Annotated in this window: 8 protein-coding genes and 1 tRNA gene; 7 read left to right on the plus strand and 2 right to left on the minus strand. The window is 69.7% G+C overall.

Features of this window, described 5'->3' with window-relative positions; translation table 11 throughout:
- Positions 1–23: 23 nt before the first annotated feature.
- The 5 genes from treS (at position 24) to ACFE8Y_RS10720 (ending at position 9,122) form a co-directional block, all read left to right on the plus strand.
- On the plus strand, positions 24–3,284 hold the full coding sequence (gene treS, locus ACFE8Y_RS10700; protein WP_375464369.1) for a maltose alpha-D-glucosyltransferase: 3,261 nt from the start codon (positions 24–26) through the stop codon (positions 3,282–3,284).
- A 23-nt stretch (positions 3,285–3,307) separates the two neighbouring features.
- The gene (gene glgB / locus ACFE8Y_RS10705; RefSeq protein WP_375464370.1) at positions 3,308–5,596 is read left to right on the plus strand and encodes a 1,4-alpha-glucan branching protein GlgB; all 2,289 of its coding nucleotides are present in this window, start codon (positions 3,308–3,310) and stop codon (positions 5,594–5,596) included.
- Positions 5,597–5,670: 74 nt separating this feature from the next.
- Positions 5,671–6,528 (plus strand): alpha/beta fold hydrolase, encoded by an 858-nt coding sequence (locus ACFE8Y_RS10710; RefSeq protein ID WP_375464371.1) that lies wholly within the window; start codon positions 5,671–5,673, stop codon positions 6,526–6,528.
- A gap of 378 nt (positions 6,529–6,906) precedes the next feature.
- Positions 6,907–7,980, plus strand: a complete 1,074-nt coding sequence (locus tag ACFE8Y_RS10715) for an SIS domain-containing protein (protein ID WP_375464372.1) — start codon at positions 6,907–6,909, stop codon at positions 7,978–7,980.
- 371 nt (positions 7,981–8,351) lie between these two features.
- A complete protein-coding gene (locus ACFE8Y_RS10720; RefSeq protein ID WP_375464373.1) occupies positions 8,352–9,122 on the plus strand; it encodes a bacteriorhodopsin in 771 nt (256 codons plus the stop codon).
- Positions 9,123–9,229: 107 nt separating this feature from the next.
- Here ACFE8Y_RS10720 and ACFE8Y_RS10725 read toward each other — a convergent pair whose 3' ends face one another.
- Both ACFE8Y_RS10725 and ACFE8Y_RS10730 read right to left on the minus strand, forming a co-directional pair.
- Positions 9,230–9,373: a hypothetical protein gene (locus ACFE8Y_RS10725; protein WP_375464374.1), complete on the minus strand. Its 144-nt coding sequence runs from the start codon at positions 9,371–9,373 to the stop codon at positions 9,230–9,232.
- A gap of 188 nt (positions 9,374–9,561) precedes the next feature.
- Positions 9,562–9,638, minus strand: a tRNA-His gene (locus ACFE8Y_RS10730).
- An 84-nt stretch (positions 9,639–9,722) separates the two neighbouring features.
- Here ACFE8Y_RS10730 and ACFE8Y_RS10735 point away from each other — a divergent pair.
- Both ACFE8Y_RS10735 and ACFE8Y_RS10740 read left to right on the plus strand, forming a co-directional pair.
- Entirely contained in the window at positions 9,723–11,606 is a 1,884-nt protein-coding gene (locus ACFE8Y_RS10735; RefSeq protein WP_375464375.1) for a chloride channel protein, read from the plus strand.
- Positions 11,607–11,677: 71 nt separating this feature from the next.
- Positions 11,678–12,757: a tartrate dehydrogenase gene (locus ACFE8Y_RS10740; RefSeq protein ID WP_375464376.1), complete on the plus strand. Its 1,080-nt coding sequence runs from the start codon at positions 11,678–11,680 to the stop codon at positions 12,755–12,757.
- The last annotated feature ends 124 nt before the right edge of the window (positions 12,758–12,881 follow it).

Raw genomic sequence — 12,881 nt, forward strand, 5'->3', positions numbered from 1 at the left:
CCGACGTGCGAGGCAACGACGCGATGATCGATCGCAGCGATCCGCAATGGTACCGTGACGCCATCATCTACCAGATCCATGTCAAGTCGTTCTTCGACGCGAACAACGACGGGATCGGCGACTTCGACGGCCTGACCCAGCGGCTTGACTACGTGCGCGACCTCGGGGTCACGGCGATCTGGCTGATGCCGTTCTACCCGTCCCCGCTGCGGGACGACGGCTACGACATCGCCGACTACGAGGAGGTCAACCCGTCCTACGGCACGATGGCCGACTTCCGCCGCTTCGTGGAGGCCGCGCACGAGCGCGGCCTGCGGGTCATCACCGAGCTCGTCATCAACCACACCTCGGACCAGCACCCCTGGTTCCAGGCCGCCCGCCAAGCGCCGGCCGGCTCAGCCGAGCGCGACTTCTACGTCTGGTCGGACACCGATGCGCCGTACAAGGACACGCGCATCATCTTCCTCGACACCGAGTCCTCGAACTGGACCTGGGACCCGGTCGCCAAGCAGTACTTCTGGCACCGCTTCTACAGCCACCAGCCCGATCTCAACTTCGACAACCCGGCCGTGCTGGAGACCATCATCAAGGTGATGCGCTACTGGCTCGACATGGGCGTCGACGGCCTGCGGCTCGACGCGATCCCCTACCTGATCGAGCGCGACGGCACCAACTGCGAGAACCTGCCCGAGACCCATACGGTCATCAAGGCGATCCGCGCGGCGCTCGACGCGAGCTATCCCGACCGGATGCTGCTCGCCGAAGCCAACCAGTGGCCGGAGGAGACCGCGCAGTATTTCGGCGACGGCGACGAATGCCACATGGCGTTCCACTTCCCGCTGATGCCGCGGATGTACATGGCGATCGCCCGCGAGGACCGGCACCCGATCACCGACATCATGCGCCAGACCCCGGAGATCCCGGAAGGCTGCCAGTGGGCAATTTTTTTGCGGAATCACGATGAGCTGACGCTCGAGATGGTGACCGCCGAGGAACGGGATTATCTCTGGTCGTTCTACGCCGCAGAGCGCCGCGCCCGGATCAACCTCGGCATCCGCCGGCGGCTGGCGCCGCTCCTGGAGAACGACCGGCGCAAGATCGAGCTGATGAAGTCCCTCGTGCTGTCGATGCCCGGCACGCCGGTTCTGTACTACGGCGACGAGATCGGCATGGGCGACAACATCTATCTCGGCGACCGCGACGGCGTGCGCACGCCGATGCAGTGGTCGCCCGACCGCAACGGCGGCTTCTCCCGCTCCGATCCGGCCCGCCTGTTCCTCCCCGCGGTGCAGGACCCGATCTACGGCTTCGACGCGCTGAACGTCGAGGCGCAGACACGGTCGCAGACGAGCCTCCTGAACTGGACGCGGCGGATGATCGCGATCCGCAACAACAGCACCGCGCTCGGCCGCGGCGGAATGCAGTTCCTCTATCCGAGCAACCGCAAGGTGCTGGCCTGGATCCGCGAGTTCGAGGGCGAGCGGGTGCTGTGCGTGGCCAACCTCTCGCGGGCGCCGCAGGCCGTCCAGCTCGACCTGTCGGAGCTGCGCAGCGCGGTGCCGATCGAGCTCACCGGCGGCAGCGAGTTCCCGGCGATCGGCGATCTGCCCTACCTGCTGACGCTGCCGGCCTACGGCTTCTACTGGTTCAGCGTGAGCAGCGCGAACACCGGCACGGTCGGGCCGAAGAAGGAGGCGCCGGAGCTGTTCACGCTGGTCCTGACCGGCGGCATCGAGACGCTGATGGCCGGGCGCGAGCGTCTTGCCTTCGAACGCACGGTGATCCCGCCCTTCATCGCCAGCCGACGCTGGTTCGGCGCCAAGGGCTCGCGGATCAGGAGCGTGCAGGTGGTCGACTGCGCCACCGTGGAGGCCGGCGGCGAGGCGCGGTTCCTGCTGCCGCGCATCGGCGTCCAGCTCTCCAACGGCGAGCGGCAGGAGTACTTCGTGCCGGTCGGCGTCGACGAGGGCCGCGAGGACGACGTGCTGATGGACCACGCGGTCGCCCGCGTGCGCCGCGGGCCCCGCACCGGCCTCCTCTACGGCGCGGCGGCCTCGCCCGACTTCGCGGTCTGCCTGATCGAGGGCATGCGCAGCGGTCTCGAAGTTCCGACCGAGGGCGGCCGCCTCGTCTTCTCGACCACCTCGGCCTTCGACCCCGACGTCACCGTCGATCCCGCGGACGTGCGCCGGCTCTCGGCCGAGCAGAGCAACACCTCGATCGCCGTCGGCTCGAAGATGATGCTCAAGCTGCTGCGCCGGCTCCAGCCGGGCATCCACCCGGAGATCGAGGTGGGGCGCTTCCTCACCGAGACCGCGCAGTTCGCCAACACCCCGGCGCTCCTCGGCGTGATGGAGCACGTCGCTGACGACGGCACCCGCACGGCGCTCGCCGTGCTCCAGCGCTTCGTGAAGAACCAGGGCGACGCCTGGACCCTGATGCTGGAGGGCCTGCGCCGCGACTTCGAGACGGTGGTGCTGGCCCCCGAGAGCGAGGCCCCGCGGCCGGAGGACGCGTTCCACGATCACCTGCGCTGGGCCGACCTCCTCGGCCGCCGCACCGCGGAGATGCACAAGGCCTTCGCCATCGAGACGCGCGACGACGCCTTCGCGGCGGAGCCGTTCACGGCCGACGACCTCGCGGTGCTGGGTGCCGATGCGCGGCATCAGGCCGAGCGCGCATTCCGCGGCCTGAAGGGCATGGCCGGTCGCGGCCTCGATGCCGGCCGGCCGGCAAGCCAGGCGCTCGCCGGCCGTCGCAGGGAGGTCGACGCGCTGATCGGCCTCCTCACCCGGGACCCGCCGCGGGGCGCGTTCAAGACCCGGGTGCACGGCGACTACCATCTCGGGCAGGTTCTGGCCTCGGAGGGCGATCTGGTGATCGTCGATTTCGAGGGCGAGCCCTCGCGGCCGGCCGACGAGCGCCGCGCGAAGTCCACCCCCTTGCGCGACGTCGCCGGGATGCTGCGCTCGTTCGCCTACGGAGCAGAGACCGTCACCCGCGAGATCGCCGCACGCTTCTCCGACTCGGAGGAGCGTGCGCGGGAGGCCTCAACGGCGTGGCGCGGCATGATCGATGCCGCGTTCCTCGACGGCTACGCGGCCGCCGCAACCGAGAGCCGGGCCGCGGTGACCGACCCTGAGACGCACGGCCGCCTGCTGCGGCTATGCCTGCTGATCAAGGCGCTCTACGAGGTCGATTACGAAGCCAACAACCGTCCGGATTGGATCGAAATCCCGGCCCGTGGGGTTCTCAACATTCTGGAAGACGCCAAGGCGTCGTGAAAGACTCCGAGAGAGGCACCCGTATGACGGCCATCGACCAGACCTTCGCGACCCGCACCGACGGGTCGGACTCGTTCCAGGTCGCCGAGGTCGCGCAATCCGGTTCCGTGTCCAGCGCCGGCCCGGGAAGCCTGCACCCGGATGCCATCGCCGCCGTGATGGCCGCCAGCCACGGCGACGCGTTCAGCGTCCTCGGACCGCATCAGGTCGGGCCGGGCGCCTGGGAGGTTCGGGCCGTACTGCCGGAGGCGAAATCCGCCGCGCTCGTCGTCGGTGGAGCCTCGGTTCCGTTCGAGCGCCGCCATCCGGACGGGTTCTGGGTCGCCAAGGTCGAGAGCGAGGGCCGACCGCTCTACGAGATCGAGATCGAGACCTGGGACGGGTTGAAGCGCCGCCGCCACGATCCCTACAGCTTCGGCTCCTCTCTGGAGCAGCACGACGTTGACACGCTGCACGAGGTCGGAACGAACCTCGTCTACAAGATCCTCGGCGCGCAGCTCGGATGCCTCGACGGCATCGATGGCTTCCGCTTCGCCGTCTGGGCGCCGAACGCGCGGCGCGTCAGCGTGGTCGGCGACTTCAACGAGTGGGACGGACGGCGTCACCCCATGCGCCTGTGGCAGAACGGCGGCCTGTGGGAGCTGTTCGTACCGGGCCTCAAGGCCCGCCAGAACTACAAGTTCGAGATTCGCGGCCCGGACGGCGCAGTGCTGCCGCTGAAGGCCGACCCGGTCGCCTTCGCAGCTCAGCACCCGCCTCAGACGGCCTCCGTGCTCCAGGGCACGAGCGAGCCCGTGTGGCACGACAAACGGTGGATGGACACCCGCGGCGCGAAGGACCCGCGCCACGCGGCGATCTCGATCTACGAGGTCCACCTCGGATCGTGGGCGCGGGTTCCCGACGAGGGCAACCGCTACCTGACCTACAAGGAACTGGCTGACCGGCTCATTCCCTACGTCAAGGAGATGGGCTTCACCCATATCGAGATGCTGCCGATCACGGAGTTCCCGTTCGACGGCTCCTGGGGCTACCAGCCGGTCTCGCTGTTCGCGCCCACGAGCCGCCACGGCACGCCGGACGACTTCGCCGCCTTCGTCAACGCCGCCCACGAGGCTGGCATCGGCGTGATGCTCGACTGGGTGCCGGGGCACTTCCCCCTCGACGCGCACGGCCTCGGCCAGTTCGACGGCACGCACCTCTACGAGCACGCCGACCCGCGCCAGGGCTTCCACCAGGACTGGGGCACCTACATCTACAATTTCGGCCGCGCCGAGGTCTCGACGTTCCTGGCCGCCAACGCCCGCTTCTGGCTGGAGCACTACCACCTCGACGGCCTGCGCGTGGATGCGGTGGCCTCGATGCTGTACCTCGACTACTCGCGCCGCCAGGGCGAGTGGATCCCCAACCAGTACGGCGGCAACGAGAACCTCGACGCGATCAACTTCCTGCGCAAGACCAACGAGGCGACCTACAGCCACGCGCCGGGCACCATCACGGTCGCCGAGGAATCGACCTCGTGGCCGGGCGTCTCGCACCCGACCTACACCGGCGGCCTCGGCTTCGGCTTCAAGTGGAACATGGGGTGGATGCACGACACCCTGAACTTCGTCTCCAAGGAGACGATCCACCGGCGCTACCATCACCACGACCTGACCTTCGGCCTGCTCTACGCGTTCTCCGAGAACTTCATTCTGCCGCTGTCCCACGACGAGGTCGTGCACGGGAAGGGCTCGCTGCTGGGCAAGATGCCCGGCGACCGCTGGCAGAAGTTCGCCAACCTGCGCGCCTATTTCGGCTTCATGTGGGGCCACCCCGGCAAGAAGCTGCTGTTCATGGGCGGCGAGTTCGGCCAGGCGCGCGAGTGGAACCACAACCAGTCGTTGGACTGGCACCTCCTCGACGACCCGATGCACGCCGGCCTCAAGGACGCAGTCCGCGACCTCAATCGGCTCTACGTGGGAACGCCGGCGCTCCACGCCCGCGACACGGAGGCTGCCGGTTTCCAGTGGCTCGTGGCCGACGATCAGGACAACAGCGTGATCAGTTGGGCGCGCAAGGGCCGCGAGCCCGGCGAGGTCGCCATCGTGGTCTCGAACTTCACGCCGGTGCCGCGCGAGAACTACAGGGTCGGCGTGCCGGCAAGCGGCTACTACCGCGAGGCGTTCAACTCGGATGCCGGGATCTACGGCGGCTCGAACGTCGGCAACATGGGCGGACGCCACGCCGACGCGACGGAGAGCCATGGCCAGGGCCAGTCGCTGAGCCTGACGCTGCCGCCCCTCTCGACCATGATCTTCCTGCGTGAGGGCTGAGCCGCGGCGCTCCCGGTAGCACGGCCAAGCATCGTGCGATCCTCGATGTGCGATCCGAACCTTCGGAAACCGCCTTGCCCGATTCTGTGACGTTCTCCTCGATCGCGCTGCCCGGCATCCGGCTGAACGTGGCCGAGGCCGGGCCGCAGGACGGGTTGCCGACCCTCGTCCTGCACGGCTTCCCGGAATTCTGGTACGGCTGGCGGCGCCAGATCGGGCCGCTGGCGTCGGCGGGCTTCCGCCTCGTCCTTCCGGATCAGCGCGGCTACAACCTCAGCGACAAGCCGCACGGCCTCCCGGCCTACCACCTCGATCGGCTTTCCGCCGACGTGATCGAACTGGCCGACCATTACGGCTTCGCGCGCTTCCGGCTGGTGGCGCACGATTGGGGCGGCCTCGTCGCTTGGTGGACCGCCTCGCACCATCCGGATCGCGTCGCGCGGCTGGCGATCCTCAACGCGCCCCACCCCAGCATCTTCGGGACCTACCTGCGGCACCATCCGACGCAGATGCTGCGCAGCGCCTACGTCGGCCTCTTCCAGATCCCGCGTCTTCCGGAAGCCCGCCTCACGGCGAACGCGTGCCGCGTGCTGCGGCAGGCGCTCCTCAAGTCCAGCCGGCCCGGCAGCTTCACCCCGGCCGATCTCGACCGCTACGTCGAGGCGTGGACGCAGCCCGGCGCGATGACGGGGATGCTGAACTGGTACCGCGCGCTGCGCCTGCCGCGGCCCAGGCCGGTGCTGCGGGTGACGCCGCCGACCCTCGTGCTGTGGGGCCGGCGCGACCACGCCCTCGAACCGGGCCTCGCTGAGGCCAGCCTCGCCCTGTGCACGTCCGGCAGGATCCAGTGGCTGCCCGAGGCGACCCACTGGGTCCAGCACGACGCGGCCGACGCGGTGAACGCGGCACTGATCGACTTCCTGCGGGCCTGATCGGCGCCGAAGCAGCGCCGCAGGGGTCGGGGCTCAAGGCCGCCGGCGCTGCCGCGGTCCGGCCATCGACATCATGGCTCCGGACGCGAAGTCTGTCTCGGCGCGGCGAGGGGAGCGTGGAAATCCTCTCCGTGTGGCTGCATTGATTTGATAGGACAGACTATTTCCAGCAAGACTATTGATTTCCGACGTCAGAACTTGGACGCCAAGCTCTGTACCGCGTCGTTCATCCCTGGACGCATCGCACGGCCCGCCGTCGTCACATTTAAACCATGGGCCGATCCTAGCGCTCGTGCCTGCCCGACCGATCGCGGGCCACGTCACGTATCAGCAGACTCCGGGGCGCACGCGGCACCGGCATCCCGATGGACCTGCCCCATGACCCGCGTCACCGCGTTTCCCGCCACGCACGTGCGTAACCCGATGACTGGCGCACTCAACGGTCGCCCGCACGCGGTCCCGTCTCATGCGCACCCCGACGAGACCCGCCCCGACATCCGCGGCATCGCGGTGCGCAGCCTTCAGCTCGGCATGTCGGCGCTGGAGGAGGTGATCGCGTCGCTGACGTCCGATCTCGGCGATGCCTTCGAGCGGGCGATCGAGACGATCTTAGGCGTCAAGGGCCGCGTCATCGTCTGCGGAATCGGCAAGAGCGGCCATGTCGGTCGCAAGCTCGCCGCGACGCTCGCGTCCACCGGCACGCACGCGTTCTTCGTGCATCCGACCGAGGCCAGTCACGGCGACCTCGGCATGATCGCCGACGACGACGCGATCGTCGCCCTGTCCTGGTCGGGCGAGACGGCGGAACTCGGCGACCTCGTCAGCTTCTCCCGGCGCTTCTCGATTCCGCTGATCGCGATCACCTGCAACGCCGACAGCACCCTCGGGCGCGCGGCCGACGTGCTTCTCGCGCTGCCGAAGGTGCGCGAATCCTGCCCGCACGACCTCGCGCCGACCACGTCGAGCCTGCTCCAGCTCGCCATGGGCGACGCGCTGGCGATCGCGCTCCTCGAGCAACGCGGCTTCACCTCGGCCCGGTTCAAGGCCCTGCACCCCGGCGGCACGCTGGCGGCGCGCCTCAAGACCGTTCGCCAGCTCATGCAAACCGGCGACGAGATGCCGCTCGTGACCGACGACATGCGAATGTCGGACGTCATCATCGAGATCACCGGGCGGCGCTACGGTTGCGTCGGCGTCGTCGATGCCGAGCGACGGCTCATCGGCATCGTCACCGACGGCGACCTGCGCCGCCACATGGGTCCGGCGATCCTTGACACCGTGGTCCGGGACGTAATGACCGCGGCTCCCATCGTCGTGGAGGCGGACATCCTGGCGAGTTCGGCCCTCGAGGTGATGAACCGCAAGCGCATCACGGCGATCTTCGTCGCCGAGGACGGACGGCCGACGGGCATCCTCCACATCCATGACCTGCTCCGCGCCGGCGTGGTCTGATACCGGATCTCGACGAGCCCGACGCCTTGAGATCCGCCCCCCGCGACTGCGGGGCGGCGGTGGTCCGCCGGACCTCATGGGTCACGACCCATGAGACTCGGTATGAGCCGGGTTCTCCCCCGTCGAGCGACGACGGGCCGCAGCGCGGCCGTCAGCCCGAACGCGGCGGCGCGGCGGACCTGCCGGCTCCACGCGCGAGCCGCATCGGTCGGGTCGTATCTGCGCCGGCCCGCATGTGCCCCGCGATCGATCCGGCACGCCCGCACGGTCCGATGCGGCATCGCGGCCGCAGCCGAGTCAGAACCGGACCGATGAAGCCCGGTTGTCGGGACGCCGTCGAGGCGCGGCCGCCGCCGCACGGAGTTGACCCGATGACCGTCTCATTCTGGCTCTGGCTGACGCTCGCCGGCATGTCGCTCGGTGCAGCCGCGATCCTGTTCGTCGCCAAGGCGCGCACCGCCGACGAGGAGGTGGACGGCGTCCTGCACGGCATCGTGCCGATCATCGCCGCCTGCTCCTACTTCGCCATGGCCTGCGGTCAGGGCCTCATCGCGCTGCCGACCAGCGCCGAGCCGGCCGCGCAGTGGGACTTCTACTACGCGCGCTACCTCGACTGGACCTTCACCACGCCCATCCTGCTGTTCGCCCTGTCGACGGCGGCCATGCACGCCGGCATGCGCCGGCACGGGGCCGTGTTCGGCCTCATCGCCGCCGACGTGATCATGGTCCTGACCGCCCTGTTCTTCGGGGCGTCCGCGGTGCCGTGGATCAAGTGGACGTGGTTCGCGATCTCCTGCGGCGCCTTCCTGGGCGTGTACTACGTGATCTGGGGGCCCCTGCGCGAGGAGAACGCGAAGGAGGGTGAGGACGTGCGCACCACCTACATCCGCGACGCCGCCATCCTGTCGGTGATCTGGCTCCTCTACCCGCTCGTGCTGCTCGTGGGTACGGACGGGCTCAAGATCATCGACCCGGTGCTGACGACGGCCGGCATCGCGGTGCTCGATTTCGCCGCCAAGATCGTCTACGGCCTGATGGCGACGTTCGGGCGCGCCCGGATCGTCGAGCGCGACCTGCGCGAGGGCGGCAAGACCTCCGGTGCGGCACCCGGCGCCAAGCCCTTCCGCGTCGCCGCCGAGTAGGCGGCCCACGGTGTCCGTGCGGCCGGGCCGTGGAAGAGCCCGGACACCCGCTCAAAGTCCTCGTGCACGGCGTCCAGGGGGCGGGCCGTCACGCCATCGCCCGTCGTTCAACGATGCCGCCCATCGCCGGGGCGCGGCGGCGGCCCCATTGCGCCATCTCCTGCCCGCGGCCGGGCGCCGAGGATGATCGCCGCGACGATGAAGACGGCGAGCGCGGACCACATCCCACCCGCCGTGATCTTCTCGATCACCAAGGTTCCGAAATCCGGGACGGATGTCGCGACGGTCGCGATCGTCAGCAGCGTGACGGCAAGGATGAGGATTCGGAGGGAGCGAGGCATGCCGGCACGATAGCATGCCTCGCACGCAGGCCGTCCAGCATTTCCGCCGGCCGGGGACCGGTCCCTGACCAGCCTCTTGCAAAGTCGATCAAAATTGATGGTACCACCGCCCCGGCTCGAACGGGGGACCCCCAGATCCACAATCTGGTGCTCTAACCAACTGAGCTACGGCGGCACTGCGGCGCGGTGTATCGTGGCGGCGCGGCCTTTTCAACCCGCGTGCCGCCCGTGGACGCGGACCGGATCGCCCCGGTAGAGGATGGCCCGTGACCCGAAGCCCATCCTCCACACCGCGATGAAGCCGCCTGCCGGGGCCCCGCGCCGCCGCTGGGGGCGCGCCGTGCTGGTCCAGGCCCCGGAGCAGCTTCGTGCCTTCGTCCGCCGGAGCGAGGTGGGGCTCGTCGCCCTTGCGGGGCTCACCGGCTGCATCGGCGGCATCACGGTGGCCGGCATGAACCTCGCGGCGCAAGGGCTGCGGGAGGCGCTCTACCGGCTGCCGCGCGGCACGCGGCTGAGCGCAGCCGACGACGTCCTGCCGCTCATGCTGTTCCTCGGTCCCTGCATCGGCGGAATCGGGCTCGGCCTGCTGATCCTCGCAGCCAACCGCATCCGCGGACGGCGCCAGCGTCCGGTGGTCGATCCGATCGAGGCCAACGCGCTCCACGGCGGCCGGATGTCGCTGCGCGACAGCGTCTACGTCGCACTCCAGAACGTGGTGTCGAACGGCAGCGGCGCCTCGGTCGGCCTGGAGGCCGGCTACACGCAGATCTGCGGCGGGCTCGCCTCGCGGCTGGGCCTCGCCTTCGAGATGCGGCGCGGCGACCTGCGGACGCTGGTCGGCTGCGGTTCGGCCGCCGCGATCGCCGCCGCCTTCGGGGCGCCGCTCACGGGGGCGTTCTACGCCTTCGAGCTGATCATCGGCACCTACTCGATCGCGACGCTGACGCCGGTGGTGGTCGCGGCGCTCTGCGGCAGCCTCGTCGCGCGGGCGCTCGTCACGGCGCAGCCCCTCGTCGCCCTCGACGACGTCCAGGCGGTGACGACCTCGGCGGTCACCGGCGCCGATACCCTGCCGAGCCTCGTCCTCGGCCTCGTCTGCGCCGGGCTCGGCATCCTGATCATGCGCGCCGTCACCCTGATCGAGCAGGGCGTGCAGGCAACCCGCCTGCCGCGGGCGGCCGGTCCGGCGCTCGGCGGTCTCGGCGTCGGCCTGCTGGCGCTGCTGGTCGGCCCGCAGGTGCTGTCCGGCGGCCACGGCGCGCTGCACGTGCACTTCGCGGAAGGGGCGCAGGCCTACGGCACCGGGACGCTGGCCGGGCTGTTCCTCGCCAAGGCGACGGCCTCGGCCATCTCGATCGGATCGGGGTTCCGCGGTGGGCTGTTCTTCGCCTCGCTGCTCCTCGGCGCGCTCGCCGGAGAGCTGTTCGCGGCGCTTGCGCCGGAGGTGGTGCCGGGGCTTGCCGCCTTCGGGCTGACCCCGCTCGCCTACGCAGTGATCGGGATGAGCGCGCTGGCGGTCGCCGTCATCGGCGGCCCGCTCACCATGACCTTCCTGGCGCTGGAGGTCACCGGCAGCCTCCCCGTCACCGGCCTCGTCCTGGTGGCCGTGATCGCCTCGTCGCTCACCGTGCGCAAGACCTTCGGCTACTCGTTCGCCACGTGGCGCTTCCACCTGCGCGGCGAGAGCATCCGCAGCGCGCACGATGTCGGCTGGATCCGCAGCCTCACCGTCGATCGGCTGATGCGCAGGGATGTGCGCGCGGTCAGCCTCGACACGCCGGTGACGACCTTCCTGCGCGATCACCCGCTCGGCTCGCCCTCGCGGGTGATCGTGGTGGACGCGGCGGAGCGCTACGCCGGCATCGTCATGGTCCCCGAGGTCCACGCCGCAGCCCGCGACGCGCATGGTGCGGAGGCGACGCTCGCCGACGTGCTGCGCCATCCCGACGACTTCCTGACCCCGGACCTGAACGCCAAGGAGGCGTCCGCCGCCTTCGACCGGACGGAGAGCGAGGCGCTGGCCGTCGTCGACACCGTCGAGGACCGCCGGGTGATCGGCCTGCTCACCGAGAGCCACACGCTCAAGCGCTACAGCGACGCGCTCGACCGCCAGCGCCGGGCGATCGCGGGCGAATCGGATTGATTGTCAGCCCGGAGCGTTGACCGGGCCCGCGCGGCGGGACAGATCGCCGGACGAGGACGCAAGAGGATCCGATGAGCGAATCGAAGCGCAGCTACCGCGTCGCGGTGATCCCCGGCGACGGCATCGGTAAGGAGGTGGTGCCCGAGGGCGTCCGCGTCCTGGAGAAGGCCGCCAAGCGCCACGGCTTCGCGCTGACGCTCGACTGGTTCGACTTCGCGAGCTGCGACTACTACGCAGCGCACGGGCGGATGATGCCGGAGGACTGGAAGAGCCGGATCGCGGGCCACGACGCGATTTTCTTCGGCGCCGTCGGCATGCCGGAGCAGGTGCCCGACCACATCTCGCTCTGGGGCTCGCTGATCCAGTTCCGCCGCGAGTTCGACCAGTACGTGAACCTGCGCCCCGTGCGGCTGATGCCGGGGGTCGCGTGCCCGCTCGCCGGCCGCGAGCCCGGGGACATCGACTTCTGGGTGATCCGCGAGAACACCGAAGGGGAGTACTCGAACGCGGGCGGGCGGATGTTTGCCGGCACCGAGCGCGAGTTCGCGATCCAGGAGACGATCTTCACCCGCCACGGCGTCGACCGGGTGCTGAACTTTGCCTTCACCCTCGCGCAGAGCCGGCCGAAGCGGCACCTGACCTCGGCGACGAAGTCGAACGGCATCTCGATCACGATGCCGTACTGGGACGAGCGCGTGAAGGCGGTGGCCGAGGCCTACGCGGACGTCGCCTGGGACCAGTACCACATCGACATCCTGACGGCGCACTTCGTGCTCAACCCGGACCGGTTCGACGTGGTCGTCGCCTCGAACCTGTTCGGCGACATCCTGTCCGACCTCGGCCCGGCCTGCACCGGCACCATCGGCATCGCGCCGTCCGGCAACATCAACCCCGAGCGCAAGCACCCGTCGGTGTTCGAGCCGGTGCACGGCTCGGCCCCCGACATCGCCGGGCAGGGCATCGCCAACCCGATCGGGCAGATCTGGTCGGGGGCGATGATGCTGGAGCATCTCGGCGAGCGGGAAGCCGCGGCCGAGATCGTCTCCGGTATCGAGCGGGTGCTGTCCGAGAAGACCCTTCGCACGCGCGACCTCGGCGGCAACGCCGACACGCAGGCGTGCGGCAAGGCCGTCGAGGAGGCGTTGGGCTGATCAGGAGAAGACCGGCCCCTCAGCGGGGTCGGCGTCCGACGCTGACGACGTTCGAGGGCCGAGCCTTGCGTTCAGGCAGGGTGTCCTGGACCTTTTGGACGATGCTTGCGGCGTCCAGGCCGGC

Origin of the sequence: uncultured Methylobacterium sp., assembly GCF_964242245.1 — a bacterium.
GTDB lineage: Bacteria > Pseudomonadota > Alphaproteobacteria > Rhizobiales > Beijerinckiaceae > Methylobacterium.

Bases quoted from the DNA above. Each gene is read 5' to 3' on its own strand.
- treS (WP_375464369.1), top strand. From the start codon at position 24: ATGATCGATCGCAGCGATCCGCAATGGTACCGTGACGCCATCATCTAC.
- glgB (WP_375464370.1), top strand. From the start codon at position 3,308: ATGACGGCCATCGACCAGACCTTCGCGACCCGCACCGACGGGTCGGAC.
- ACFE8Y_RS10715 (WP_375464372.1), top strand. From the start codon at position 6,907: ATGACCCGCGTCACCGCGTTTCCCGCCACGCACGTGCGTAACCCGATG.
- ACFE8Y_RS10720 (WP_375464373.1), top strand. From the start codon at position 8,352: ATGACCGTCTCATTCTGGCTCTGGCTGACGCTCGCCGGCATGTCGCTC.
- ACFE8Y_RS10735 (WP_375464375.1), top strand. From the start codon at position 9,723: ATGGCCCGTGACCCGAAGCCCATCCTCCACACCGCGATGAAGCCGCCT.
- ACFE8Y_RS10740 (WP_375464376.1), top strand. From the start codon at position 11,678: ATGAGCGAATCGAAGCGCAGCTACCGCGTCGCGGTGATCCCCGGCGAC.